At 64.0% G+C, this 26086-nt stretch carries 20 protein-coding genes; 10 read left to right on the forward strand and 10 right to left on the reverse strand.

What is annotated here, in order from left to right; genetic code table 11:
* Nucleotides 1-38: 38 nt before the first annotated feature.
* Complete coding sequence (locus tag J8F10_RS33695) at nucleotides 39-1271, forward strand: FAD-dependent oxidoreductase (RefSeq protein ID WP_210661336.1); 1233 nt, start codon at nucleotides 39-41, stop codon at nucleotides 1269-1271.
* Nucleotides 1272-1627: 356 nt separating this feature from the next.
* Here J8F10_RS33695 and J8F10_RS33700 read toward each other — a convergent pair whose 3' ends face one another.
* The 6 genes from J8F10_RS33700 to J8F10_RS33725 all read right to left on the reverse strand — a co-directional run bounded on the left by J8F10_RS33700 (nucleotide 1628) and on the right by J8F10_RS33725 (nucleotide 11535).
* Entirely contained in the window at nucleotides 1628-2434 is an 807-nt protein-coding gene (locus tag J8F10_RS33700) for a TIGR02452 family protein (RefSeq protein ID WP_210661338.1), read from the reverse strand.
* 95 nt (nucleotides 2435-2529) lie between these two features.
* Complete coding sequence (locus J8F10_RS33705) at nucleotides 2530-3597, reverse strand: hypothetical protein (protein ID WP_210661340.1); 1068 nt, start codon at nucleotides 3595-3597, stop codon at nucleotides 2530-2532.
* Nucleotides 3598-3610: 13 nt separating this feature from the next.
* Nucleotides 3611-3826 (reverse strand): hypothetical protein, encoded by a 216-nt coding sequence (locus J8F10_RS33710; protein WP_210661342.1) that lies wholly within the window; start codon nucleotides 3824-3826, stop codon nucleotides 3611-3613.
* A gap of 16 nt (nucleotides 3827-3842) precedes the next feature.
* Entirely contained in the window at nucleotides 3843-5390 is a 1548-nt protein-coding gene (gene trpE, locus J8F10_RS33715) for an anthranilate synthase component I (RefSeq protein WP_210661344.1), read from the reverse strand.
* A gap of 136 nt (nucleotides 5391-5526) precedes the next feature.
* On the reverse strand, nucleotides 5527-7632 hold the full coding sequence (locus tag J8F10_RS33720; RefSeq protein ID WP_210661346.1) for a sigma-70 family RNA polymerase sigma factor: 2106 nt from the start codon (nucleotides 7630-7632) through the stop codon (nucleotides 5527-5529).
* Between the two features lie 108 nt (nucleotides 7633-7740).
* A complete protein-coding gene (locus J8F10_RS33725) occupies nucleotides 7741-11535 on the reverse strand; it encodes a hypothetical protein (RefSeq protein ID WP_210661348.1) in 3795 nt (1264 codons plus the stop codon).
* Between the two features lie 293 nt (nucleotides 11536-11828).
* Between J8F10_RS33725 and J8F10_RS33730 the strand changes: the two genes are divergently transcribed.
* The 5 genes from J8F10_RS33730 (at nucleotide 11829) to J8F10_RS33750 (ending at nucleotide 16883) form a co-directional block, all read left to right on the forward strand.
* A complete protein-coding gene (locus tag J8F10_RS33730; protein ID WP_210661350.1) occupies nucleotides 11829-13319 on the forward strand; it encodes an aldehyde dehydrogenase family protein in 1491 nt (496 codons plus the stop codon).
* Nucleotides 13320-13831: 512 nt separating this feature from the next.
* The gene (locus J8F10_RS33735; protein WP_210661352.1) at nucleotides 13832-14755 is read left to right on the forward strand and encodes a DUF1559 domain-containing protein; all 924 of its coding nucleotides are present in this window, start codon (nucleotides 13832-13834) and stop codon (nucleotides 14753-14755) included.
* Complete coding sequence (locus J8F10_RS33740; RefSeq protein ID WP_210661354.1) at nucleotides 14748-15182, forward strand: hypothetical protein; 435 nt, start codon at nucleotides 14748-14750, stop codon at nucleotides 15180-15182. The genes J8F10_RS33735 and J8F10_RS33740 overlap by 8 nt, the downstream gene beginning before the upstream one ends.
* 359 nt (nucleotides 15183-15541) lie before the next feature.
* Nucleotides 15542-16456: a DUF1559 domain-containing protein gene (locus J8F10_RS33745; protein WP_210661356.1), complete on the forward strand. Its 915-nt coding sequence runs from the start codon at nucleotides 15542-15544 to the stop codon at nucleotides 16454-16456.
* A gap of 13 nt (nucleotides 16457-16469) precedes the next feature.
* Complete coding sequence (locus J8F10_RS33750) at nucleotides 16470-16883, forward strand: hypothetical protein (RefSeq protein WP_210661358.1); 414 nt, start codon at nucleotides 16470-16472, stop codon at nucleotides 16881-16883.
* Between the two features lie 154 nt (nucleotides 16884-17037).
* Here the strand turns inward: J8F10_RS33750 and J8F10_RS33755 are convergent, their stop codons facing one another.
* From J8F10_RS33755 to J8F10_RS33765, 3 genes are all read right to left on the reverse strand, one after another.
* Nucleotides 17038-17469 (reverse strand): hypothetical protein, encoded by a 432-nt coding sequence (locus tag J8F10_RS33755; RefSeq protein WP_210661360.1) that lies wholly within the window; start codon nucleotides 17467-17469, stop codon nucleotides 17038-17040.
* 18 nt (nucleotides 17470-17487) lie between these two features.
* Complete coding sequence (locus tag J8F10_RS33760) at nucleotides 17488-18504, reverse strand: DUF1559 domain-containing protein (RefSeq protein WP_210661363.1); 1017 nt, start codon at nucleotides 18502-18504, stop codon at nucleotides 17488-17490.
* Between the two features lie 333 nt (nucleotides 18505-18837).
* Complete coding sequence (locus J8F10_RS33765; RefSeq protein WP_210661365.1) at nucleotides 18838-20034, reverse strand: TIGR03000 domain-containing protein; 1197 nt, start codon at nucleotides 20032-20034, stop codon at nucleotides 18838-18840.
* Between the two features lie 252 nt (nucleotides 20035-20286).
* Here J8F10_RS33765 and J8F10_RS33770 point away from each other — a divergent pair, with 252 nt between their 5' ends.
* The 3 genes from J8F10_RS33770 (at nucleotide 20287) to J8F10_RS33780 (ending at nucleotide 23664) form a co-directional block, all read left to right on the forward strand.
* On the forward strand, nucleotides 20287-21729 hold the full coding sequence (locus J8F10_RS33770; RefSeq protein WP_210661368.1) for a S41 family peptidase: 1443 nt from the start codon (nucleotides 20287-20289) through the stop codon (nucleotides 21727-21729).
* A gap of 358 nt (nucleotides 21730-22087) precedes the next feature.
* A complete protein-coding gene (locus J8F10_RS33775) occupies nucleotides 22088-22858 on the forward strand; it encodes an RluA family pseudouridine synthase (protein WP_315854213.1) in 771 nt (256 codons plus the stop codon).
* 116 nt (nucleotides 22859-22974) lie between these two features.
* Nucleotides 22975-23664: a superoxide dismutase gene (locus J8F10_RS33780; protein ID WP_210661370.1), complete on the forward strand. Its 690-nt coding sequence runs from the start codon at nucleotides 22975-22977 to the stop codon at nucleotides 23662-23664.
* A 107-nt stretch (nucleotides 23665-23771) separates the two neighbouring features.
* Here the strand turns inward: J8F10_RS33780 and J8F10_RS33785 are convergent, their stop codons facing one another.
* A complete protein-coding gene (locus J8F10_RS33785; protein ID WP_210661372.1) occupies nucleotides 23772-24359 on the reverse strand; it encodes a DUF4337 domain-containing protein in 588 nt (195 codons plus the stop codon).
* A 181-nt stretch (nucleotides 24360-24540) separates the two neighbouring features.
* Here J8F10_RS33785 and J8F10_RS33790 point away from each other — a divergent pair, with 181 nt between their 5' ends.
* Nucleotides 24541-25917, forward strand: coding sequence for a sigma 54-interacting transcriptional regulator (locus J8F10_RS33790; protein WP_210661374.1), 1377 nt, complete (start codon nucleotides 24541-24543; stop codon nucleotides 25915-25917).
* The last annotated feature ends 169 nt before the right edge of the window (nucleotides 25918-26086 follow it).

Raw genomic sequence — 26086 nt, forward strand, 5'->3', positions numbered from 1 at the left:
AATACCCCGACCGTCACTCCATTCGGTCGGGAGCGCTCATGTCAAATGCCCCGGAAGTGATTCGCGCGAAGTGCTGCATCGCCGGCGGTGGACCCGCGGGAATGGTGCTCGGGTTCCTCCTCGCGCGGGCCGGCGTCGAGGTCGTCGTTCTGGAGAAGCACGCCGACTTCCTCCGCGACTTCCGTGGCGACACCATCCACCCGTCGACGCTCGAAGTGATCCACGAACTCGGGCTCCTCGACGACTTCCTCCGCCACCCGCACCAGGAAGCGCGCGTGCTCGCGGGCAACGTGGCGGGCGCCGAGTTCCCGCTCGCGGACTTCTCGCACCTCCCGACCAAGTGCAAGTTCATCGCACTGATGCCGCAATGGGATTTTCTGGACTTCGTGAGCGCGCACGCGAAGAAGTACCCGACGTTCCGGCTCGTCACGCGCGCCGCGGTCACGGACCTGATCGAAGAGAGCGGGCGCGTGCTCGGCGTGAGGGCAACTACGCCCGAGGGTCTGCTCGAGGTGCGCGCGGACCTCACCGTTGGCGCTGATGGTCGGCACTCCACGGTCCGCGCCCGCGCCCGGTTGCCCGTACAAGACTTCGGCGCGCCGATGGACGTGCTGTGGATGCGCCTGTCGCGTAAGCCGTCGGACGGCGATCGCCCCGTGGGGCGGTTCGACCGCGGGCGCATCTTCGTGATGATTTATCGCGGCGACTACTGGCAGTGCGGGTTCGTCATTCCGAAGGGCGATCACGCCGCGGTGATGACGCGCGGACTCGAAGCGTTCCGCGCCGACATCGTCGCTGGCGCGCCGTTTCTTGTGGATCGTGTGGAGGAACTGCGGAGCTGGGACGATGTGAAGCTGCTCACCGTGACGGTGGACCGACTGCGGAAGTGGTGGCGCCCCGGGGTGCTGTGTATCGGCGACGCGGCGCACGCGATGTCGCCCGTTGGCGGTGTCGGAATCAACCTCGCGATTCAGGACGCGGTTGCGACCGCGAACATTCTCGCGGAGAAGCTCGGCGCAGGGACCGTAACCGGGGCCGACCTCGCCGCAGTTCAACGGCGCCGGACGCTCCCGACGCAGCTCACGCAGTGGATTCAGGTCCAAGTACAGAAGCGGGTGATTACCCACGCGCTGACGGCGCGCGGGCCGTTGAAGGTGCCCACCGCAGCACGCCTGCTCCAGCGGTTCCCGCTCCTGCGGCGCATCCCGGCGCGCCTCGTCGGGGTCGGCATTCGGCCCGAGCACGTGAAGACGAAAGACGCCTTCAAGTAATGCCAAATTGCGTTGATTGGTGATCTTCTGTAGCCGGCCTCTGTGAGGCCGGGGCGCCCATGTCTGTGGCCCCCCGGCCTCACACAACAGATTGCAAACGTGGATAGCGCCGGGCCGGTGTTTGGGTTTTGCCCTCTCCCCTTGCGGGAGAGGGACGCCGCGCTTCGCGGCGGGGTGAGGGGTTGCTTCCACACCCAGGAGGTTACCCCTCACCCGGTTCGCAAAGCCTCACCACCCTCTCCCGCAAGGGGAGAGGGCACAATCCGAAGGCAACCGACAACCCACGTTTGCAATTCGTTGACAGAGGTCGGCTACAGAAGGATGACTCTTCCACACGATTTGGTATCAGTCGATTGCTACGCCGAGAACCGCTCCGCGAACGGGCTGATCGTTGCGCCGTCGGACGACAGGACCGCGAATACGACCTTCGCGAAACAGCCGGCGAACTTGCCGCGAAGCGCCTTCGCGAACAACTCGGCGATCAGTTCTGGATCGTTCTTGAACACCCCGCAACCCCATGCGCCGAGAACGGCCGCGTCGTGCCCGTGCCCGGCCATGAGGGTGAGCACCTTATCGATGCGCTCGCGCATTTCGTCGCGAACGAGCGCCCGTTCCTTGTCCCGGATCGCTCCGACGTTCACCGCGGGCGAAGTCACGAACGCGCACAAGTACGGCTCGTCGAGCAACTCCCCCTCATCGTCCTTGAACACCGGCACCGCGGGCGAATAGATCGCGTAGTTCGTGTAGAACCCGCCACCGAGGTGCGCGTGCGCCCGGTACATCGCGTTGTTGTTGATACAGGCATACAACCCGGACGCGCGACAGAGCGACTCCTCCTGCGCCCGCGCGCCGCCGAGAAACCCGCCACCCGGGTGCCGTGCGGACGCAAAGTTCAGTGCGACCGGCCGAAATTCTTCAGCAACCAACTTCCGCGCGGCTTCGAGCGTGGTGTCGTTTATGGTCTCGAAGGTCGTGGGGCGTTCGGAAGGCACGAACCGCGGCAGTGGTTCGTCCGGCGGGTACGTGAGCGTGCCGTCCCGCGCCGATTCGACGAGGTGGCGGACGTGGACCGTTTCGTCCTTGCGGTTCGTGTACCGCCCGGCGGCGATGATGTCGATCGTGTCGCGCGCGATCGAGGCCGCCCGGCTCCGTTTGGGATACATACCGGCTCCGTGTGAGGTGTTGTGAGACACGGAGCGTAGGGCGGTGGTTCGGGGATAATCTCCGCACGGAGGGCGACGCCCGGATCGACAGGCCGTCACTTCGCCGGTTTGTACCCTTCCGGGGGCAGGACCACCTCGAAGTCCGATCCTTTGATTTTGCGCAGCTCTTCGTGGAGCACGGGAATGCGCTCGTCGGGCGCGCACGACAGCGCCCAGTCGATGCCGTTGTCCGCGACCAGCATCCCGTACTTCTTCAGCGCCTCCAGAATCACCTTCACTTCCGCCGAGAACTTCGACGTGTCGAAGTCCTTCCGCAGCCGGATGCGCTCACCCATGCGCGGAAGGTCCGCTTCGGTTCTGCGACTCGCGAAGTGCGTCGCGGGGTAGACGTAGGAGCGCGCTGTTTTCACCACGGTCACGCGCATCGCGTGCTCGATCGCGCCGCGCTTCAACTCGTCGTAACGGATGATCGCGGGGAAGATCGGTAGGCCGGCCGCGTCGGAACTCGTCCAGCCGTTCGGCCGGAGCTTGTTGCTCTTGAGATCGAACGTCGCCTCGCACGCGGCCTGCCAGCCCGCATCGGTCTTCTTCAGTTGGTAGAACTCGTACAGCATCCGGTTGGTCGGATCGACGACGATCGCGTGCCGGTCGCCGTTCTCCTTCAGCTTGTCGCGTTGCACGTCTTCGAGCGTGGTGCTCTTCAGTTTGGCGTTCCGCGAATAGTTCGCGGGCCAGCCCTCAATCGGCACGGTGTCGGGCAGCGGGTACGGTCCCTTATCGGACTCCTTCGGATAACTCACGAGCTTCACATCGAGCTTCTTCTCACCGGGCGGGACCAGTACGAAACCCATGTCCGCGTTGTACCGCAGTGGCTTGTTCGCGCCGATGGACGCGACGATCTCCTTCGATTGGGGGTGCAGCGGCCAATCGCTGACGACGAGGTTCCACGGGTTGTCTTCCGGGAACACTTCGAGCGCGGCGAGGATCGCGTCGGCTTCGGGCGTGTCGAAGGGGACGGGCGTGTCGATCTTCGGCATCGTGGCTTTGCGGATGCGCTCGACGCGTGCCGGATCGCCCGAAACCAGCGGTTTCTTCGGTTCCTGCGTGAACGCGACGCCACTCGCCGTGGCCACCACGAGCAGACACGCGATTCGCGAGCGCATAACGGCTCCGGGTTCATCTTGAGCGGACGAATACGACGAGACTGACGAATGCGAGCACGATCAGGAAGCCGACAATACGAGCGAGTACAGGGTGGTTTTTCCGGAGCCGTTCGCCGGCCGCGGCTCCCGATTCGTAATCCCGAAATACGAACCCGAGTGTCACGAGCACCGCGAGCCCGATAAGCGCGGCGAGTTTCTTCCACCCTTCAAAGTCGTCCGCGAACAGCATGGGCGCTGGCCCCTCGTTATAGCTGCGTTTCGGCCACTTCGATGGCGCGGAGCAGGCTCGCGGCTTTGTCCACGGTTTCCTGGTACTCGGCCGCGGGGACGCTGTCCGCGACCAGCCCCGCGCCGGCCTGAACGTAGGCCGTTTGGCCGAGCAGCACCATTGTGCGTAGCGCGATGCACGTGTCCATGTTACCGCTGAAGTCAACGTACCCGACGGCCCCGCCATACGGCCCCCGGCGGTGCGGTTCCAGTTCGTCGATGATTTCCATCGCCCGCACCTTTGGCGCACCCGAGAGTGTGCCGGCCGGGAGACTCGCGCGGAGCGCATCAAACGCGGTCAGCCCCGGCCGGAGCTTGCCCGTCACGGTGCTCGAGAGGTGCATGACGTGACTGTAGCGCTCGACCGTGAGCAGATCGCTGATCTTCACGCTGCCCAGTTCCGCGACGCGGCCCACGTCGTTTCGTGCGAGGTCCACGAGCATGATGTGCTCGGCCCGCTCCTTCGGGTCGGCGATTAGCTCGGCCGCGAGCGCCGTGTCTTCTTCAGGTGTGGCCCCGCGGCGCCGGGTGCCGGCCAGTGGGCGGTTCGTGATGACGCCGTTCTCGACGCGGCACATGATTTCCGGCGACGCCCCGACGAGCGTAACTTCACCGGCCCGGACGTAGAACATGAACGGACTGGGGTTCACGACCCGCAGCGCGCGGTAAATGTCGAACGGCCGCGCCCGCGTTTCGGTGCGGAACCGCTGGCTGAGTACGATCTGGAACGCATCGCCCGCGTTGATGTACTCGCGCACCTGCTCCACTGCGGCCTCGAACGCCGGGCGCGTGAAGTTCGACTGAATTCGCGCGTCCGGGATCGGCGCCCGGGGTTCGGCGGAGGCCCGGCGCTTCGGGTCGATGTCCGTCAGTTGAATGTCCGCGACGCCGCGCTGCAGGCGCCCGACCAGCTCATCGACCCCGCGGCACGCGGCCTGGTACGCCGCCCGCAGATCATCTTCGCGGTACTCGGCGCCCGATGTCTGGTACCCGTCCAGCCGCGCGTGCGCAACGACCAGGATCGTCTTTGCCGCGTGGTCGAAGATGACCATGCGATCGTAGAAGCCGAAACTGAGGTCGGGCAGTTTGCGATCGTCCTGCGGGGCGTTGGGCAGGTGTTCGACGTAGCGCACGGTGTCGTAGCCCGCGTAGCCGACGGCCCCGCCACAGAACCGCGGGAGCCCGAGCACACTCGGGGCGCGGAACCGCGCGATCGTTTCTTCGAGGAGCTTGAGCGGGTCTTCGCACGTGAACTCGTGCGCCTCGCGCTCGCCCGCGTTCCGGACGACTACGCTTGTCCCGCGCGCCTGGAACGTCATGAACGGCCCGGCGCCCAGGAAGCTGTACCGCCCCACGCGCTCGCCGCCGACGACGCTCTCGAACAGGAACGACCAGTCCCCCTCTTGCAACTTGCAGAACGCGGACACGGGCGTGAGCGTGTCGCCGGTGAGTTGGCGGTACACGGGCACAACGGTGTGCTCGCGCGCGAGTGCGGCGAACTCGTCGAACGTCGGACGGTGTGGCATGACAGACTCGTCGGGATGGAGACGAGTTCATTGTCGCTGGCGGGGCGCGTATCGGCGAGCGGGCGCGGACCCGCAACAAAAAGAAAGAGCGCACCGGGCGGGTGCCCGGTGCGCTCTTTCTCGGGGCGCGTGCGAACTACTTCGGCTTGACCACTTCCATGTCGAGGCGGGCAATGAGCGCGCGGACCGTGTCGAGCGTTTCTGTGCCCCCGCTGAGGATGATCGAGTTGGTGCGCGGGTCCGCGCTCATCGCGCTCCTCGGGAACAGTTTCTGAAGTACCGGGACCAGTTCTTCGGCCTTCGCGTGCTTCAGGGTGAACACATTGACAAACGCATCCGGTTTCCCGGGTGCCCCCGAACCGTCGCCCACTCGGGGCGTTGCCGGGACATCGAGTTCCGCGATCCGCTTGAGCGCGTTCTTGAGGTCGTCCGGTGTGCTCGCGACGATCAGGACCGCGTTCGTCGTGCGTTCGGCCGCGATGCGCAAGCCCTTCTTCTCGAACTCCTTTTGAATGACCTTTTCCACGGCGTCCGCGCTCGCGTTTTTCAAAGTTATGACCGCACTGTCACCGCCGGAGTTGCCACGAAGTCCCCCGGTGCCACTGCCGCTGCTCCCGGACGCCGCGCCGCGAGCGGCCTCATTTCGTGCGTGGTACTTGAGGTACTCGGCTTTGGTCATAGTGCCCTTTTCGGGAAGCGCGATGCCCCCCGCTCGTTCGGTCGCGCTCTTCAGGAAATCGCGCGTCTGCGGCGGAATCGTGCTGAGATCCACCGTGTCGCCGGTGCTGTTCGTGAGGCGCTGGAGCATCATCCAGCCGCGCTCGGGGTCCGCCCCAACGGGGTTCGTTCCACCACGGTTCGTTCCACCGCCCGACCCACCGCCGCCCCCGCCGGGCTGTCCGAAGCCCCCGCCACCGGGGAACCCGCCGCTCGAGCCCTCACCGCCGGGGAACCCGCTGCCACCGAATCCCCCTCCTCCGGGGAAACTGTTCCCGCCCGCACCCCAATTGGAACCCGGTTGACCGAAACTGCCACCGCCGCCGAACCCACCGAAGGGGTTAAGCCCGCCCGCGCCACCCTTCTGCTTCTTGAAGACGAGTACGAGTTCCGACTGCCCGAAGCGCTCGGACGAGCAGAACTCCCAGCCGTCCTTCCCGTGTTGCGTGATCGCCGTCTCGAACGCTTTGCGGTCGCTCTTCACGTCCACAAACTTGTAGTCCCACGCGGCCGCGGGAGCCGTTCCCGACCGACTGAAGTTGCCGGAACCACCGGGACCGGCGGTTCCGGTCGTGGAACTCGTTCCGGGGCCTTCTGAACCGCTGGAACTGCTCGTGCCCGTACCACCCAGGTTCGTGGAACCGCTCGTTCCCGTGGTGCTGCCCGCTCCGCCGCTCGAACTGGTGCCGGTCCCGCCACCGGGCGGTTGGGCGTCGGCCTTTGACAGCAGCGCTGCGCCGCCCGTCAGCCCGAGCGCGGTGATTACCACGCTCGCCATCATCAGTTTCACGCGCATTGAAATACCCCCAGTAAATCCGCGAGCGAGCACCGACGCGGCGTTCGTGGCCGCGGTTGGTGTGCTGGGAAAGGCTCTCACCACGTTGAACAGTCGACCCGGCACCGCGCCCGCTGCGCTGGCTGTCATTCCGATTCCGAGTGCGGCGGGCGCCACCCCGCGGGCGCTCAATCGCTCCACGAGCCGCTGTCGCGCCTTACAGAGGCGCCCGGACAGCGACCCCAGCGGCCAGCCCAACCGCGCCGCCGCGTCCGGCTGCGACACGCCCTCGAGGTCGCACAGCACAAAGGCGGTGCGCTCCACTTCCGGGAGCTGCTGAACTTCTTCGTGAACGGATCGGACGAGCGCGTCCCAGGTCGCGGACGCCACCGGGCGCTCGGATTCGGGAAGGGACGCGACCTGTTCGCGCCGGCGCCGGCGGGCGCCCGAGCGCTTCGCGCGAGTAGCGATGCGGACCGCGACCCCGTGCAGCCACGCGGGCACGGTCCGGCCGTCACGGATGGTCGCCGCGGACCGCACGAGCGCGAGGAACACGGCCTGGAACGCATCTTCCGCGTCGGCGTGGTCGGGGAGCATGTGCCGGCACACGGCCCACACGAGCGGCCCGTGCCGGCGCACGAGTTCTTCAAAGGCCGCGTGGTCCCGTTCGCGCGTGAAGCGTGCGAGCAGGTCGGCGTCCGGGGTGATCGCCTCGGCTTTGCGGGCGACCGCGTGCAGCAGCGTCGTCATCACAACTAGGTTCCCGCGCCGCGGCGGTTCCTACCAGTGGTGTAAAAATGAGAAACCCCGGCCGGCGCGCACGGGGCGCACCGACCGGGGAGGCGATGTCGTTCAGGACTACTTCGTCGTTATAATGTTTGATTTGATCAGAATGTTCCCTACAACTATCTGGTTATTCCTACCGTCAGGTGGGATGAGAACCAGTGTCAGGCTCTTGGGGATCTTGTCTTTCACGTCCGCGTCGGTTTTAAACGTAGTGTTTTTCCCGAGCGCTTGCGTCGCCCACGCAGATACCACCTTTCCGAAGTTGCTGTTGTCGAGTTTGTAAAGGTTGTCCTCGAATTTCACCTCGACGGAAGTACTCGGCCCGTCGGCAATCCCGACCTTCACGATCGCGAGAGCTCCAATAGGGGGGGCTTGGATGGCCGCACTCACGGTCTTGGTGCTTGCCGTTACCGTTCCTTTCGTCGAATCGAATGTGTAGTCCAGCTCGACCGTCGCGTTTTTCGCCAGTTGGTACATGTTGACTCGCGCGGCTTGTCGGAACGCGGTGACGCGTAACACACCGTATACTTCCTGCGACGTTCCGCCCTCCGGGGTGACCCGGAGGGTGACGCCGGTCGGGAACCGGCTCTCGAAGTCAGCCGTCGAGTCGAAGGGTTTGGCCGTGAACTGGTTGAACCAGGCATGGACCAGCGCCTGGAAGTCCGCTCCGTCCAGTTTGTACGTCCCGGTCGTGTCAGCGGTTGCCGTGGCGGACCCGGATACCCCAGCGATGTCGACCTTGATCGTTTTCGGGAACGTTCCGGGCGCGAATCGCCCAGCAATCATGACTGGATCGGAAGTGACGGCACCGAACGTAGCGGTGTACGGTCCCGCCACCTTATCCGCTGTCGTGCTGTATCCGATATTCAGCTTCGATTCGTTCGTTAGGTAGTATCCGTCGGGTTGGACGGAATTGACAACCGGTACGAGTAGTTCGCGACTGACGCCGTATGGGGTGGCGACGTGAACCGCCACCGTTGCACCATTGAGTGGGATCAGGTCCGGGCCGAAATCCACCTGCATGACCTGGCGGCTGAGCAAGGTCATCTTGGTCGGACTTCCCTTTGAAACTTCTCGATTCCCCACGATCACGCGCGTGCGGAGCGGACTGAAATGGTTGCCGACCAGGAACAGCGTGGTCGACTTGGTTGCGGAGGCACCGGGCGCACCGTACCACCCGTACAGCTCTGGAGCGAGGTCCGTGGTCGAGTTGCTGAACAACTGGAACCCGCCGAGACTACCCTCTGTCGGTACCGGGAACGTAACCGTCTGCATCGGCAGCCGGGCCTCCAACTGTTCGGCCCGTTTAATCAGCCGGGCCGCGTCGCCGTCGCGGTAGCAGTTCGCGTCGGTCAGCCCGCACCCGGTGTTCTTAATCGCTTGGACCGTCTTCCCCAATTTCACTGCTTGGGTGTGATCGAAGACCTTGTGCTTCGGATTCGCGAGCCCGAAGAAGTTTGAGGTAGTGTTCAGAGTAACCGCCGGGACGAACGACGGCATGATGACCATTGCGACACATTCTCGCGGTCCCGGTTCCAGCCTCCGCTGGCGGAGCAACTGATTCTTGTTCGGTCCGCCGGCGATCAAATCGCGGGCGATAACCGTTATGTTGCCGGGCGTGTCGGGCGTCTGGTACCGCGGGTAGAAGCGCCAGCCGAACGTGTCGGACCCGTGAGCGAACCCCACCTGGGTGCGGTTCACGTCGATCGTCTCGTACTCGGCCTCCAACCGCCGGGCGTACCGTGTGAGTTGGTTAAAGTTCATGAATCCGTGGGAGAACGCCAGCGACAGTGCGAGTTGCAATTCCCGGCGGGTGGACAGCCGGTCGGCAAGGTTTTGTTCCTGAACGGCCGGGTCGAGGGCGAACACATGTACCGGCCAGCGGGCCGCAACGTAAGCGTTGAACGCCTGCCGCGCGTCGGGCGACGGGTTCGGGCGATAGTAGTCCAGCCACACGCCACAGTGCGGTAGCGCCACCCCGCGGGACGAGGCCGTTTCTTTCATGTCGGCGACAAGGCGGTCGGTCAGGAGTGCCGAATCGACGATTAGAGCCCAAGCCAGAGCCGCGGTCGTGGAGAACTGGGGATCCTTGTCGAGCTCCCCGTAGCCGGGCGGCGGCTCTGGTTTGGTGTGATTCAAGTGACTACGGTAGATCTCGCGCTGACAGTACAATTGAGATTCGTCCCGGTTCCGAACGTAGCCCGTCAGGGCTGGCGTGCAGAACTTTTCCAGCAAGTCGTGATTGCCCTCCTTCGTCGTTTCAGGACTGCTCGCTTTTGCCAGGAGCTGGTAGCCGGCCTCCAATTCTTGTTTGAGGAACGCTTGGACGTCCGGCAAGTGCGCGTACCCTTGTGTAGCAATTTGCTTTCCGAGCGCTTGATTGGCCTTGAATGCCACCTCAAAAGCGAACGCTGCGCCGTATACTTCCACGTATTGCGACGATGGCATCGCTTGGCGATTGCGGGTGCCGGGGCTGAAGGGTGTTTTCACAGCACTAAGATCGCGAAATGTGGTCGTTATTTTTGAGTACGACCGTGTGATTTTTGATTTTCTATCTTGAGTTGTACGCTTGTCGATTTTATCTTTGGGGAACATTTTGACAGATGATTTATTGAATTTGTCAATGGGTACCTTTTTAACTTCATCGCTATCTTCATTGTATATTAATACATTTATTATATTGTAAAGGTCTGCTAGGTCTTCATCGCCTTCGGCATTTTTTAGGATAGTCTTTTGGACCTCAAGGGGGATTTTGTTGAACTGACATTTAAATTCATCAAGAGTCTCAGCTTTCGCCGCATCTTCAAATACGGGGAGATTCCGGACGATCCACCGGTATTCCGGTGTCAACAGATCGCGAGCCTCTTTCGAGTCCAGGAACTTCGTCAGCGGAAAACCGAGTTGGTCCACGAGGTCGTTGATGACGAGGTTGCGGAACGTGGTCGGGAGCAGGTCTTCGCCGAGTACCGGCGTAAGGGTCATGGTAATCTCGGCCCCGTGACCGGTGTCCGTGTGCTTGCCCGGAAGGACGGACACCGGAATGCGGAACAGGCGCATATCGTACCCCGGTGAGTCCGCGGTGTCGTCCCCCTCGTTGGTCCGGCGGATCTGAGCGAGCAGGTCGAGGTACCGCTTCTTCTGCTCCAGGTACCGCTCGGGTTCGAGTGCTAGAGACAGTTTCTCGTCGGTTTGACGCAGAAAATTATTCTGAAATTTCAGCCCATCGCGGTCGATGAACGCTCCGATGTCACCTGCGGTACTAGTGGTGGTTCCGTTTTTTGTCTCCACGACCAACCCCGGGATCGCGGGAGCGGCCGGCGGATTGGCCGGCGGGTTGGCCGGTGGGATCAGGATCGTCTGATCCTTGTCCAAAACCACGATGTTGTCCTGGTTCGTCGGGTCGAGGGGGTTACCACTGGTGTCGCGCCGAAGGTACCGCCCGGCGGGCAGAACTTGGCTGCGGACCCCTCGCACCGGTGTCTCCAGTGATGCGCTCAGAGCTGTGGCATTCAGTAAGAATGCTTGGTCCTGTCGGGCGATCGAGCCTTGTAAACTTTCCTTGAAGCTGGCCAAGTCCTTTACCATTTGCTCTTCAAACTGCTCACGGTACAGCGTGAGCCGGGCTTGGCCCCACACGTCGGGCACTTTGGCGGCCACGCTCCCGTGCCAGTCGATGTGCTTTTCCAGGTGGTCCAGGTCGCTGGCCGCCGCGTGCATCGTCGGTTTGGTTAGCACCTTCGGGTCGCACACCGACTTCGGGCACCCGTCGTCCCCGCACGGTGGTTTGATGAGCGTCTGACACGCCGCCAGCGCGAGCGGCAGCAGTATCGCCGCGCCGTGCCCCATTCGCCGCAATCCCGTTCTCATGAGCGATCCCCCCGAGTTACCTATCCCCTCTGGGCGAGCCCGGCCCCAACCGGGACACACCGACTGCTACCCCGAACTGATTGTCTTATCTTGGGTCGTCTTTTACGGTCGATTGACTTGAAGCGATTGTGTGGCTCGTGACCGCGAGGGAGTTCCGGGCGGGCCCAATATTTCCTCAAGATTGTCAGGCCCGCGCGCGGTGCCTCGCGCCCACTCTACCGCTTGACTCGCGCGCGTGCCCGGGGACAATGGCGCCCGGTCCGCGCCGTCATTACTCTCCCGGAGCTCCTCTCATGGCCACCGCCACCGCACCGACCGCAGCGAAGCCCGCTCGCGCCAAACCCCGCGTCGTCGATCAGAAGATGCTGATCGGCGGAAAGTGGGTGAACAGCGCCAGCGGCAAGACGTTCGCCACCACCGACCCGACGGACGGGTCGGTCATCTGCAACGTCGCGGAGGGGGACAAGGCCGACATCGATCTCGCGGTGAGGGCCGCGCGCGAGGCGTTTGAGAACGGGCCGTGGGCGCGCATGACCCCGAGCGACCGCGGTCGGCTGCTCAACAAGCTCGCGGATGCCGTGGAGGAGCACAAAGAGGAGCTCGCCGCGCTCGAATCGCTCGACAACGGCAAGCCCATTAACGACGCGCTGGCCGCCGACCTGCCGCTGAGCATCGCGTGCTACCGCTACTACGCGGGCTGGGCCGACAAGATTTATGGCCAGACCATTCCCATCAACGGCCCGTTCTTCACGTACACCCGGCACGAACCGATCGGCGTCGTGGGGCAGATCATCCCGTGGAACTTCCCGCTCCTGATGCAGGCGTGGAAGTGGGGGCCGGCACTCGCGTGCGGTAACACCCTCGTGCTGAAGCCCGCGGAGCAGACCCCACTTACCGCCCTTCGCGTCGCGCAACTCGCGCAGGAAGTCGGGTTCCCCGACGGCGTGATTAACGTCGTCCCCGGGTACGGCCCCACCGCGGGCGCGGCCCTTTCGGGGCACATGGACGTGGACAAGATCGCGTTCACGGGCGAAACCGGGACCGGCAAGATCGTGATGACCGCGGCGGCGCAGTCCAACCTCAAGCGCGTGTCGCTGGAACTCGGCGGGAAGTCTCCCAACATCGTGTTCGCCGACGCGGACCTCGACGCCGCGGTCGAGGGGGCGTACTTCGGGCTGTTCTTCAACCAGGGGCAGTGCTGCTGCGCCGGGAGTCGACTGTTCGTGCAGGACTCGGTGTACGATGCGTTCGTCGCGAAGATCGTCGAGAAGGCGAAGGGGCGCAAGGTCGGCGACCCGTTCGCGCCGGACACCGAGCAGGGGCCGCAAGTGAGTCAGGAGCAGTTTGACCGCGTGCTCGGCTACATCGCGGCGGGTCAAAAGGACGGCGCGAAGATGCTCACGGGCGGCGGGCGCGTGGGCGAAAAGGGGTACTTCGTGCAGCCGACCGTGTTCGGCGACGTGAAGGACGACATGAGGATCGCGCAAGAAGAGATCTTCGGGCCGGTGATGAGCATTCTGCGCTTCAAGGACGCCGAAGAAGTCATCGCTCGCGGCAATCGCACCAATTACGGTCTCGCCGCAGCGGTGTGGACGAAGGATGTAAAGAAGGCCCTGCGCCTGGCGAACGGGCTGCGGGCCGGAACGGTGTGGGTGAACTGTTTTGACGTGTTTGATGCCGGGGCGCCGTTCGGTGGGTTCAAGATGTCCGGCATCGGCCGCGAATTGGGACAATACGCGCTACAGCTATACACCGAAGTGAAGACTGTTACGATGGCAATGTGATACGTGATCGTGCGATCTTCTGACTGTAACCGGCCTCACAGCGGCCGGTTACGGAAGACAGCTCATCAACACGATGGCGATGTGGGTGGCGTGAGTGCCGCGTTTACTGGCAACACACTTCGCTCGCGAACGCACTTGTGATGGCGCGCTCGGTCGGCGCATTGAGTGCGTTCGCGAATTGCTCATTCTGAGAGTAGATGTTGATTATTAATTGTGCTTGATTAATTAGGCCGTTTTAAGCTGGCCAGTCTACTTGCCTTTTTCAAGCTCTCGCGTGTAAACTGTAGTTCGCTCAATTCGGTTCGTTTGTCCGCCATCGCCCCCGCCCGCCTTGCCGCCGATCGCCTACTAAATCGCCCCGGTGCTGAGGTTTTTTTAAAGAGCGAACTACGTTCGAGGCGGCGCACGCCGCTTCCGGCGCGAGCGCGCGACTTTTCAGGAACTTCACGTCTTCGGCGCACGAACGGTGGGCCGGTTCGGATCTATTTCTCTCTCTAGGTCTGGAGTCTTGAATGAGACGGAACCGTGCATTTACGCTGATTGAACTTCTCGTTGTGATCGCCATCATCGCCATTCTGATCGGACTCTTACTCCCCGCGGTGCAAAAGGTTCGTGAGGCCGCTGCCCGGATGAGCTGCCAGAACAACTTGAAGCAGTTCGGGCTGGCCATGCACAACTACCACGACGCGAACAACACGCTCCCCTACGGCGGTCAGCGGACCCCGCGGCGGACGTTCTACGTCGAGATCTGGGCGTACCTGGAACAGACCGCGCTGGCCAACCAGTACAACCTGCAGGCCGGGTTCTACGAGGTGCCGAACTGCACCCAGTCGACGACGGGCTTGGTGGCCCAGCCGCTCAAGATGTACTACTGCCCGAGCGACCGACCGGGTGCGATGTGGACATACGACCCGTACACCCGCGTGCGCGGGAACTACGTCGCCAACTACGGCGGCAACTACCTGTTCGCCGAGGGCTCGGGTGTTGACCCCGCCGACGGCCCGTTCGGGTGGGTGTCCAGTGGCGGGTTCGGGGGCTACGTCCCGTACCGCCGGACGCTGGTCGGGATCAGCGACGGCACCTCGAACACGCTCATGCTGTCCGAAACGCGGCTCCCGGCCCAGGACAACGCCACCGACGGGCGCGGGGACGTCATGAACGACGGGAACTCGCACTGGTTCATGACACTCAACACCCCGAACGCGGGGATCGACCGGAACTCGAACGTGTGCTGGCCGAGCGTGGCCGCGAACCCGGACCAGACGATGCCCTGCATCCAGGCCGGCGACAATCTGATGAGCGCCCGGAGCAAGCACACGGGCGGGGTGAACGCCGTGCGGTGCGACGGCTCGGTCGCGTTCTACACGAACTCGATCAACGCGGGCGCTTGGAAAGCCCTGGGAACGGCCACCCACGGAGACCTGGTCAGTGAGTAATCCCATCCGAACCCGAGCCCGCGTTGCGCTCGCCGCCTTACTATTAACGTGTGCGTTCCTGGCCGGCTGTGGCGGGCCGCCACGAGCCGAAGTAACTGGAACCGTGACCCTGGACGGCGTACCGGTCGAGAACGGGATTATCCAGTTCTACCCGGCGGGCGGAGCCGGCCAGAGTGCCGGCGGGGGGATTGAGAACGGGAAGTACAAGGTCGATGCCTCGGTCGGTGAAATGACGGTCACCATCAACGCATCGAAAGTGGTCGGCAAGCACAAGCTGTTCGACACGAAAGAGAGCCCGGAAGTGGACACGATCCAGGAACTCGTCCCGCCCGAGTACAACAAGCAGAGCACCCTCAAGATCACGCTCAAACCGGGGGTGAACGAGAGCGTGAACTTCGAGCTGAAGGGCACCAAGAAGAAGAAGTAAAACCGACCCGAGGGCGCCTGAACGCACTCGGATTGCGACCCGGTGGGGGCAATGGTGTCCACACCGGGTCGTTGCGTTTGAAGGCGCTGGTCGCGTCGTGGCCCGGGCGTTTTGTCTGGCTTCGGGCTCCTCCTGCTCCCAAATTCGGCTGCGGATCACTCAAGTAACTTCGATGTTCGCGCGGCAAGGCTCTTGTTATGAGGTGATTAGCAGCACGTTAGTACCGCTCGGTTGATCTCATTTTCACATTTTTTCGCACTTGACTCTTGCCCATTTAACCAGGTGGGGTTATTGTCGGGTCTGTCATTTCGTTGATTGCTCGCATCAATCATTCGCCCTCTCTCTCCCGGGGTTCTGTCATGAGTCCATCGACTCGCCGCGGCCGTGCGTTCACGCTGATCGAATTACTCGTCGTGATCGCCATCATCGCCATTCTCATCGGCCTGCTCCTGCCCGCGGTCCAGAAGGTGCGCGAGGCCGCGGCCCGCATGAAGTGCAGTAACAACCTGAAGCAGTGGGGCCTGTCGATGCACGGGTACCACGACGCGGTGGGCCAGTTCCCGATGGGCGCGCGCAACAACCCGCGCCAGTCCTGGGTCATGTACCTGTGGCCCTACGTCGAGCAGACCGCTCTCTCGAGCAAGATCAACTACCCGACGCAGCAGTTCTACGAGCCCCCGGCGACCATCGGGAACACGATGAACGGGTTGTGCGGGGCGCGGGTCTCGATCTACTACTGCCCGAGCGACAACGGCTCGGACCTGAACTCGGCGGGGGCGTACTACCAGCGCGCCCGGGGCAACTACGTGGTGAACTGGGGCAACGCGTATTACGACACCGCTCCCCCGGCCGGGCTCGCGCCGTTCTACCACTCGGGCGGGAACCGGAGCACCCCGGGTAAAGTGGTGATGACCTCGATCACCGACGGCACCTCGAACACGCTCATGATGTCCGAAACGCTCATGGCCAAGAGCCCCGACGACAACGACTGGCGCGGGGACATTCACAACGACGACGGGGTGTTCAAGTTCATGACCCTGACGACCCCGAACTCGTCCGTCCCGGACGTGGTGAACTGGGCCGTGGGGACCGACCCGTACATGCCGTACTCGACGGCCGGTTCTCAGTTCAGCGCGGCCCGGAGCCGGCACACGGGCGGGGTCAACGCGGCCCTGTGCGACGGGAGCATCCGGTTCTTCACCAACAGCGTCAACGCGACCGCGTGGTCGTACATGGGCACCATGAACGGCGGCGAAGTCGTTTCCAACCAGTAACCGGAGGCGACCCATGCGCGGATTGCGTTGGGCCGGTGGGGTCGCGGTGCTCGCGGGCGCGGCCGCACTGGTCGGGTGCTCCAACGAGCCGGACCTGGTCGAGGTGACCGGGACCGTGAGCTTCGAGGGCGCGCCGATCGAGGACGGGGCGATCCGGTTCTACCCGGCCGACGGGAAGAACCCGGCCGGGGGAACTATCAAGGACGGGAAGTACACGGCCACCAAGGTTCCGGTCGGGGTGTCCAAGGTGGTGATCTCGGGGGCCAAGGTGGTGAGCAAGAAGAAGATCTACAACACCCCCAACAGCCCGGAGATGCCGGTCACCGCGGAACTGCTCCCGGACAAGTACAGTAAGACCGAGAAGACCGGGCTCACCTACGAGGTGAAGCGCGGGTCCAACGAGAAGAACTGGGAACTGACGAAGTAAACCTCATCCGGCGACCCCTGCCCGCAAGGGCGGGGGTGTTTGGGTCAGTGCTGATTCAGAAACGGAGCGGCCCGACCCATTTTGGGTCGGGCCGCTTGTTTTGACGCGGGCCGGGCGATGGCCCGCGGTTTTGATCGCACGTAGTTAGGCGGTTTTACTTAAGATCGAACGGCGGAAGGGTGTTGGGTTCCGGTTTCACCTCGATGGTGTAGGCCGGTTTTTGGCGGTTATTGTAGCGCCCACGAAGTCGATCACTGTTGGGCGCGGGATCATCTGTTACCACTTCAGACCATACCAGTAACACCGCGTACCGGCCCGGCGGTAGCCCGTCCCCGATTTCGTAGGTGGTTGCGGTGAACTGACCGTCCAGGCCCGTGAGCACATCGGTTTCAAGAGCCGGCCCGTCTTGACGGTCTTGGGCGATGAACGTGACTCGGACGTGTGCGAGCCCTTGTCCTTTTGCCGAAACTGACCCTTTGACGGGGTAGACGGGAGCCCGGTTTGGTGAGCCGCTCTTGCACCCCGCTGCGAGGCCTGCGAGAGCGATGGCGGCGCCGATCAGCGCCACCAAACGAGCCGTGACCATCGGCGCCTCCCGGGCGAGTTAGTCCAATTCGACCGGGTACCCGTCGGCACGGGCGCACATCTTTTGCAGAACCACTAGGCTGATGCTCTTTCGCAGGAACCGCACCGACCCGTCGCCCAACGTGACGTTCGCGCCACCGGTGTGGAACGCGTAGATTTCTCCCTGGTTCGCGCAATTGACCGAGCACGCGGCGGGAACATCGGCCGCGGCACTCAATGTGCCCCCGGCCGGGTTCGACCCGTCCACGGCAATATCGTTGCCCGAGTGCGCCCACGCCCCGTTCATGAACGTCGGGTCGGTTTGGCGCACGCCGAACTTCCAACTCTGGGGGCGGGCGCCCGCTTCGGCCAGCATGATCGTGTTACTCAGCCCGTCGGTGACCGTGAGCAACGGTGTGAACACGTTGCTACCGAGAACGGACTTGATACCGTCGTCCCCGGGGTAAGTGAGTCCCATTGCGGTCCAGATCGCGGTTCGGTTGTTACCCCGGTTGACGGCCATGTAATCGGACGTCGCGGGGCTCCACCCGCTCCCGTAGGTGGCCGGTTCCAGGATCGGGTTCATTTTGTGCTCATACGAAACGGATGGGCACTCGAACGTGGGTATCCGGGTCGCCGCCGCCGCTTGGTTGTTGGGGGCGAACCAGTCCTGCCGGAGGTCGTATACGGTCCCGTTCTGCTGGAGGACGTTCCCCTGTTCGATGTAAGGCAGGATGATTGCGAGGAAGCAGTGCTTCGCGTAGTCGGTATTCAGAGTACCCGTGGTCCCGACTTTTTGGAAGTCTCTCAAACCGGACATAGCGGCCGCGGTCGGTGTCTGGACGCTCGACGGGGGCAGCGCGCCGCGGGTGCCTTCGTAATTGTGGAGGGCCAGCCCGAGTTGTTTGAGGTTGTTGGAGCACTTCAGACGAGCCGCCGCTTCGCGGACCTTCTGCACCGCGGGCAGGAGCAGGCCGATCAAAATGGCAATGATGGCAATAACGACGAGGAGTTCGATCAGCGTAAACGCGCGACGAGGACCGGAGTGAAAACGCATCGCGTTCCCTCGGGAGGATAAGGTGACGAATCCCGGCGCGCATTCTCCACACCATGTGGAGTGCCGGGCCGATCGATCACGTTTCCCCGTCGGGGGTCGGGCACACAAATATGGGTACCCGACGGCTTTGCGTCGAAGTCGCTGTCCGAATCCCACGGGCGCCGTATCGCGTGTGGGCGTCAAATATGAGGCGGAGAGGAGCTGACGTATGAGAATAATAGACGGGTTGCGGAATCTTTCAAACGAAGAAATAATGAAGATGAGTGGAAATCATGAAGACGCGAGGAGAGGTTCGCCCGGCGCATGAAATCGCGCCGGGCGTATGGTGCGGGCTTACTTGCCGCCGAGCGAGGTGAAGTCCACCGTGATCCGCTCGCCGGCGCGGAACGGAACCTTTTGGGTCAGCGTTTCGGGCTGGCCGTCGCGGAGGATTTCTGCCTTCAGCAAGTAAGCGAACTCGCGGTTGGCCGGCAGCGGCGGGGTCGCGAACTGGCGCACCGCGTCCTTCGACGGGCTCTTGCGGTCGTCAACATAAAGAGTTGCGCCCGGTGGGAGCTTCACAGTAATTGTCGCACGGTCGCCGGTGCCGGTCGGCGCGGCTGGCGATTCGCGCACCGGCGGTTCGGCCTTTGTGGGCTCCGTCGAAGCGGGCGCGGCCGGAGTCGTCGAGGTCGTTTTGCCCGCACCAGCCGCGGGCGGCTTCGACGCGGTCAGGTCCGTGAACTCGATCGTGACCGTTCCGCCGGCCCGCACGTTCACCTTCTTCGTCACGCTCACCGTTTCGCCGTCGCGCTCGTACTCCACCTTGAAGCGGTACACGAACTCCTGGTTCAGTGGCAGTTCCGGGGAGACGAACTGGCGCTCCGCGCCGGTCAGGTTCAGTGCGCGGCCGTCGGCCGAGAGGCGCGCGTCGGCCGGCAGCTTCACGATGACCGAGGCGCGCCCGGTTTGGGTGTTGGCCACGGTCGACGTCGGGGGCGCTCCGGGCGCAACGAACGTCGCGGGTCGCAACCCGAAGGTACCGGGCGCGGGGCTGGGGTCCGCGTAGGGGATGAGCGGCTGGCTGGGGTACGGAGGGAACTGGTCCATTCCCGGTGACGGGAACATCGGGTACCCGCCCTGGCACGAGAGGCTGCTCCCGAAGCACGAGTACGCGGAGCCGGAGCACGAGTAGCCGCTGCAGGAATACCCGCTGCACGAGTAACTCGCGCCGGAGCAGTTGTAGCTGCGCGAGCCGCAGCAACCGGACGGCTCGAACCAGCTCCGCACGCGGTCGCCCACGCCGAGCCCGAAGAGACTGCCGCCGCAGCACGACGACCCGTAGCACGACGATCCGCTGCACCCGCTGCACGAGGTCGGGTACGCGACCGCGCCGGAGCACCCGCCGCCGTAGCAACTGTACCGCACGCCGCCGGAACACCCGTTACACCCGTTGCAACTGTTCCCGCGTAACATGTCGCGGAAGTAGCCGTTAAATTGTGGAGCATCTGGCGATGCGGTGAGTGCGGTCATCAGCACGATGCTGTACATTTGCGGTCCTCGCTCGTGGCCTGTTAAATTGGAGGCTTTGCGAAGCCTACAGCGCGAGGATAACCGGCGCGGATTGCGTGGGCAAATCGACTTGAAGTAATCTTTACAACTGGGTACGCGGGCGAGGTTCAACTCCCGCGTGACACGTTCGTCACGTATAATCGGCACAACCCGATGTGTTTGGCGTTTTGGTGCTCGGCCGGTGCGCGTCGCGCGGCAGCGCGGGTCCGAACGAGACACCCAGGAGACGACATGCCGCTTCGCAATCTGGCCTGGTTCCTGGTGGTACCGGCGATCGTCGGGCTGGCGCTGGCGATCAGTTTCAGCGCCCCCCCACCGGACCGCGACTACGATCGCGTTCGCCAGATCGTGAACGTGCTCGCGGAGGTGGATGCGAACTTCTACCGCGAGCTCTCGGAGAAAGAAAAGCAGCAGCTCGTCGAGGACATGATTAACGGCGGGCTGCAGAAGCTCGACCGGCACTCCGAATACTTCAACGCCGATCAACTGAAGCGGTTCGAGTCGGACGCGCAGGGCAGTTTCGGCGGGGTCGGCATCCTGTTGACGCTCGATCCGCCGACGAAGTTCCTCAAGGTCAACCACCCGACGCCGGGCACGCCCGCCTACGAAGCCGGGATCATTGCCGACGATCTCATCGTGAAGATCGGTGACACGTCCACCGAGGGCACCACGATCCCCGACGCGCGGAAGCTGATCGTCGGCGAGCCGGGCACGCAGGTCAAACTCACCGTTCGCCGCGCGGGGCGCAACCCCGCGGACGAGGAAGTGACGCTGACCCGCGCCCAGATCGCCCAGCACCCCGTTTCCGGGGTCCGGCGCCGGGCGGACGATCCGAACAAGTGGGAGTGGTTCCTCGACAAGCCCAACGGCATCGGGTACATCCGGCTCAGCGCGTTCAACGAGTTGACCACGAAGGAACTGAGGGCCGCGGTCGAGGAGATCGAGCGCGACGGCGGGAAGGCCCTGGTGCTCGACCTGCGCGACAACCCCGGCGGGCTGCTGAACCAGGCGGTCGACGTCGTGGACCTGTTCCTCACCGAGGGGAGGATCGTCAGCACGCGGGACCGGCGCAACAAGGAGCGCGTGCTCGAGGCCAAGAAGGACGGCACCCTCTTCCTGCCCGCCGAGCAGAAACACATTGCGGTTCTGGTGAACGACGGCAGCGCGAGCGCCAGCGAGATCGTTTCGGCCGCGCTCCAGGACCACAAGCGGGCGGTCGTCATCGGCGAGCGCACTTACGGCAAGGGCAGCGTGCAGAAGCTCCTGCGCCTGGGCGGCGAGGGCGACCAGAAGGCGGCGGTGAAGCTGACGACCGAGACGTACTGGCGCCCGAGCGGGGTGAACATCGATCGCGTGCGTGCCCCGGAAGACGCACCGGACCAGTGGGGCGTGAAGCCCGACATTGATGTGCCGATGACGAAAGAAGAGAAGATGCGTGCCGATCTCGAGCAGTTGAAGCTTCAGTGGGTGGCGGGCAAGCCCGGCGTCGAGGGGCTCAAGCCGGGGCCGGCACCGACACCGAAGGGGTTGGACGGCAAGCCGCTCATGGACGACTCCAAGCCGTTCGTGGACCAGCCGTTGAATAAGGCGCTCGAAGTGCTCAAAAAGAAGATCGGCGGTTTGGGCTTCGCGCCCCCGCTGCCGCGCCGGTTACCGGAGATGATCTCCGGGTGAGCCCTGGCGGAGAAGGGGCGAGAGTGTGAGGGGGTGAAGGGGTGAGAAACACCACCCGCTCGTTAACACTCGCGGTTCGCCAAGGGTCGGGGCGAACGGCCGGTGTAAGCCGGCCGGTGAAACTCTTTTGGTGGCACAGGCCTCTGGCCCAATGGCGCTTACTTTGTGATTTACCGGTCTTCTGTAGCCGGGGTCTGTGACCCCGGAACTCCAGGAAACGTGTAGTTCCGGGGTCACAGACCCCGGCTACAGACAGACAAAGTAAGTGCCATTGGGCCTCTGGCCTGTGGAAGCGCTCCCACAGACCAGAGGTCCGTGCCACGAACACTAGGGGCGATCGTGGTGAAGGGGAGAACGGGTGACGGAGTCGAACGACCAGAACGACCAGGTTGCGACCGGCACCAGCGCCGGTTTGCCTTTTCACCCCTTCTCTTCCCACGTGCTGTACGAAGACCACCACCTGCTCATCGTGAACAAGCCGGCGCCTCTACTCACGCAAGCGCCGCCGGGCGTGCCGAACCTCGAAGAACTGGTCAAATCTTACATCAAAGAGAAGTACGCGAAGCCCGCAGGGGTGTACCTCGGCGTCCCGCACCGGCTCGACCGGCCCGTGAGTGGCGTCGTGTGCTTCGCGCGCAACACCAAGGCCGCGCAGCGCGTTCATGCGCAGTTTGCTGAGCACACCGTGCGCAAAGTGTACTGGGCGCTCGTTGAGGGCCTTGTGGCGCCGGACGCGGGCGTGTGGGACGACTGGATTCGGAAGATCACGGACGAGGCGCGTGTCGAACGCGCGGAAGCCGAAGCGCCCGGCGCGAAGCTGGCGACGCTCGAGTACCGCGTTCTTCAGCACCTCGATTCGGTCACGCACCTCGAACTCGCGCCTCTAACCGGCCGGATGCACCAGCTCCGGGTCCAGACCGCGTGGCGGGGGCACCCCGTGCTGGGTGACACCATGTACGGCAGCCCGCGCGCGTTCGGGCCGCCCGCGGAACTGCCCCGCGATCACGTCGTTGCCCTTCACGCGCGCCGGCTGATCATCACGCACCCGTTCACGAAACAAGAGCTGACCGTCGAAGCCCCGCTGCCAGCCTACTGGTCCCCACTTCTCGATACAGCAACCGCACGGTAGTCGGCACACGGAGTGCATCCGCTACTTCGGGCACGAGCCGGTGGCGTCGATCAGCACGCGTCGCTACGATGCCCCTGCCCACTCTTCGTCCCACACTCCGCTGGAGCCGTTCCACCATGATTTCCCGCCGCGAACTGTTCCGTTCCGCGACCGCCGGCGCCGCAGCGCTGGCCCTCCCCTCGTTCGGCCGCGCCGATGACGCGAAGGGGTACACGCTGCCCAAACTGCCCTACGCGACCGACGCCCTTGAGCCGAGCATTGATGCGAAGACGATGGAGATCCACCACGGAAAGCACCACCAAGCTTACGTGGACAACTTGAACAAGGCCCTCGCGAAGACCGAGTGGCTGGGCAAACCGATCGCGGAACTGGTCCGCGATTACAAGAAGCTCCCGATGGAACTGCAAGCGCCGGTGCGCAACAACGGCGGCGGGCACCTGAACCACTCGTGGTTCTGGCAGATGATGACGAAGGGCGGCACCCCACTGAAGGGCGAACTGCTGAAGGCCGTCGAAACGAGCTTCGGCTCCATCGACGGCTTCTTGAAGGCGTTCGGGACCGCCGCGACGACGCAGTTCGGCAGCGGGTGGGCGTGGCTGGTGAAGGGCAAGGACAAGCCGCTGGCCGTGGTGAAGACCGCGAACCAGGACAACCCCATCACCGACGGCCACACCGTGCTGCTCGGGTGCGACGTGTGGGAGCACGCCTACTACCTGAAGTACCAGAACAAGCGCGCCGACTACGTGAGTGCGTGGTTCAGCGTCGTGAACTGGGACTTCGTCGCCGACCTGTTCGCGAAGAAGTGAGCCGCAATTGGGCGAACGGCCGGTGTAAGCCGGCCGGTGAGGGCCTGGCTTCTCGTCACTCTGGCGCTATACCCCACCGGCCGGCTTACACCGGCCGTTCGCCCAATTCACCCCAGTCCCGGCAGTTTCAGGAATAGTCCGTAGCCGTTCGCGCACAGTAGAGCACCCAAACCAGCGAGGGCGAGGCTGCCGTAGAACGCCCAGCGCTTGCCCGAGAGCATCGCGACGGACGCGAGCACGATCGCGATCTGGAGCAGTACCTCGGCGTAGTCGAAGTACGGGTCGCGCCGGGCGGCCACGTCGCGCTCGGCTTCGAGCTTCTTCGCCTCCGCCATGATCTCTTCTTTTTCCTTCTTGTACTCCTCGGCTTTCGCCTGGTACTTGCTCCGCGACTGTTCCATTCGGGCGCGCTGGGCGGGCTTCAACTCGGTGCCGAGCAGGTCCATGTCCAGTTGCAACTTCTCGGTTTCCAGGACGTACATGTTCTCGCGCATCACCTTCGCTTGGTAATACGCCCACTGGTTGCTGGCCTGCTGTTGGGCCATCACCATGTCCTTGCCGGCGTTGCTGCCGCCCAGCGCGGTCACCGCCAGCGCGACCGCGTACACGGCCACGCACAGCGCGATTTGCCGGGTGAACGGGTCGCCGGCCTTTTCCTCGGCTTCCTTCGGGTCGGGTATTTCGACGTCGGCCATGAGTCACCGCGAGAGTTGGAGGCGCAGCGCGAAGTGTCGCTGGTTGCTGTATTCCCGCGCGCTCGAAGTCGCCACTGACGAGAGCCGAGTTCTCTTCGCGGGCGGGCGCGGATAGACTGTCAGAACGAAAAGAACGGTTACATTCGCCCCTTCTCGGCTTCACTCACTTGTGTCTTCTCCTATGTCCACGCCGCCACCGTCCGGTAGGGGCCGTCCGGCCGATTCGAGCGGGTTCGCGTGGCGCGCCTTCTTCCACCAATCTGCGACGCCCATTTTCGTACTCGGAAAGAGTCGGCGGTTGCGGTACGCGAACCCCGCGTGGGAGAAACTCGCGGGCGTGAAGCTCGCGGAAGCACTCGGAATGGTCTGTTCCCAGCGCCGGCACAGCACGCCACTCGCCTCAGCGCTCGCACCGACACCAGAAGCACTCGCGGGGCGCCCTGACCGCGCGCGAAGGCCCGCACCGCCTGGGCGCAACGGCCCGCCGTGGTGGGACGTGACGTTCGCGCCGCTCGCTGGTGACGGCAGCCCGCGCGAAGCTGCACCGGGGCCGGCGAAAGCGGGGGACGCGCTGTTCGGCTTTGTCGGGTTCATCGCGGTGGTTGGTGAACCGGTTCCCGCGGCCGCGCGGAAGGTGCCCCCGAGTGTGGCCGCGCTCCGGGACCGGCGCGCGACGCATTTCAGCCCGGATCTTCTCGCAGGAGAATCACTTGCCTCCGCGCGATTGGTAGCCCAAACGCGGCTCGCGGCCCAGATCGCCGCGCCGGTGTGGATCGTGGGCGAAGTTGGCAGCGGAAAAGAAACCGTGGCCCGCGTCGTTCACCACACGAGCGCGCTCCGAGATCGTGCGTTCGTCGCGATCGATTGTGCCGGGCTCCAGCCGTACCTGATCGAGAGCTTGCTGTTCGGTCACGGCGGGCTGAGTGCTTCGGATCGCCTGGGTACGGTGTACCTGAAGGAGCCGCGTGCGCTCCCACGCGACATGCAGCAGCGGCTCGCGGATCACTTCACCGAACCCACTTCCGCGCGGCTCGTCTGCGGTTCCGAACGTACCGCACAAGCCGCGGTCGCGACCGGCGAACTGGTTCCCGCGTTCCAGACGTCTCTTTCTGCGTTTGAATTGCACGTTCCGCCGTTGCGCGAACGCCTCGAAGACATCCCACGAATCGCAACGCGGCTTCTGAATCGCACCATCGACCCGGCCGCGCTCGCCGTGTTGCGGGGGCACACGTGGCCGTCGAACCTGCGCGAATTAGTGGACGTGTTGCACGAGGCCGCAGGGGAGGGGAGAACCGGACCGATTCTGCGCGAGCATCTGCCGCACGAACTTCGACTGAAGGCCGGACTCATGCGCGCGGGGCCGCCGAAATCACTGAACTTGGACGCGATTCTCGAAGCGGTCGAAAAGCGAATCATTCAACTCGCTCTGCGGAAGGCGAACAACCACCAGACGGAAGCGGCGGAACTGCTCGGGGTGTTCCGCGCCAAGTTGTGGCGCCGGCTCGACGCGCTCGGCATCCCGATTCCGCCTCAACCGCCGAAGCCGCGCAAGGAATGAACGGGCCACCGCAAGTCATAGATGCACAGGGTGTCGCAGGTACACAGGGCTTCCGCCCTGTGCTACAAACGCCGGCCCCTCCGGGGCGGAAAGGCATTGGTTCTCACCGCCGTAGCGAGAACGAGATGTGCGTGATTGGCGCCGACCGCGCCGCTGCGGTTGGTGGGTT

It is taken from the genome of Gemmata palustris (genome assembly GCF_017939745.1).
In the GTDB taxonomy this organism is placed as follows: domain Bacteria; phylum Planctomycetota; class Planctomycetia; order Gemmatales; family Gemmataceae; genus Gemmata; species Gemmata palustris.

Bases quoted from the DNA above. Each gene is read 5' to 3' on its own strand.
- J8F10_RS33720 (WP_210661346.1), bottom strand. From the start codon at position 7,632: ATGACGACGCTGCTGCACGCGGTCGCCCGCAAAGCCGAGGCGATCACC.
- J8F10_RS33765 (WP_210661365.1), bottom strand. From the start codon at position 20,034: ATGTACAGCATCGTGCTGATGACCGCACTCACCGCATCGCCAGATGCT.
- J8F10_RS33705 (WP_210661340.1), bottom strand. From the start codon at position 3,597: ATGCGCTCGCGAATCGCGTGTCTGCTCGTGGTGGCCACGGCGAGTGGC.
- J8F10_RS33780 (WP_210661370.1), top strand. From the start codon at position 22,975: ATGATTTCCCGCCGCGAACTGTTCCGTTCCGCGACCGCCGGCGCCGCA.
- J8F10_RS33735 (WP_210661352.1), top strand. From the start codon at position 13,832: ATGAGACGGAACCGTGCATTTACGCTGATTGAACTTCTCGTTGTGATC.
- J8F10_RS33700 (WP_210661338.1), bottom strand. From the start codon at position 2,434: ATGTATCCCAAACGGAGCCGGGCGGCCTCGATCGCGCGCGACACGATC.
- J8F10_RS33755 (WP_210661360.1), bottom strand. From the start codon at position 17,469: ATGGTCACGGCTCGTTTGGTGGCGCTGATCGGCGCCGCCATCGCTCTC.
- J8F10_RS33770 (WP_210661368.1), top strand. From the start codon at position 20,287: ATGCCGCTTCGCAATCTGGCCTGGTTCCTGGTGGTACCGGCGATCGTC.
- J8F10_RS33750 (WP_210661358.1), top strand. From the start codon at position 16,470: ATGCGCGGATTGCGTTGGGCCGGTGGGGTCGCGGTGCTCGCGGGCGCG.
- J8F10_RS33785 (WP_210661372.1), bottom strand. From the start codon at position 24,359: ATGGCCGACGTCGAAATACCCGACCCGAAGGAAGCCGAGGAAAAGGCC.
- J8F10_RS33760 (WP_210661363.1), bottom strand. From the start codon at position 18,504: ATGCGTTTTCACTCCGGTCCTCGTCGCGCGTTTACGCTGATCGAACTC.
- J8F10_RS33790 (WP_210661374.1), top strand. From the start codon at position 24,541: ATGTCCACGCCGCCACCGTCCGGTAGGGGCCGTCCGGCCGATTCGAGC.
- J8F10_RS33710 (WP_210661342.1), bottom strand. From the start codon at position 3,826: ATGCTGTTCGCGGACGACTTTGAAGGGTGGAAGAAACTCGCCGCGCTT.
- J8F10_RS33725 (WP_210661348.1), bottom strand. From the start codon at position 11,535: ATGAGAACGGGATTGCGGCGAATGGGGCACGGCGCGGCGATACTGCTG.
- J8F10_RS33745 (WP_210661356.1), top strand. From the start codon at position 15,542: ATGAGTCCATCGACTCGCCGCGGCCGTGCGTTCACGCTGATCGAATTA.
- J8F10_RS33695 (WP_210661336.1), top strand. From the start codon at position 39: ATGTCAAATGCCCCGGAAGTGATTCGCGCGAAGTGCTGCATCGCCGGC.
- J8F10_RS33730 (WP_210661350.1), top strand. From the start codon at position 11,829: ATGGCCACCGCCACCGCACCGACCGCAGCGAAGCCCGCTCGCGCCAAA.
- trpE (WP_210661344.1), bottom strand. From the start codon at position 5,390: ATGCCACACCGTCCGACGTTCGACGAGTTCGCCGCACTCGCGCGCGAG.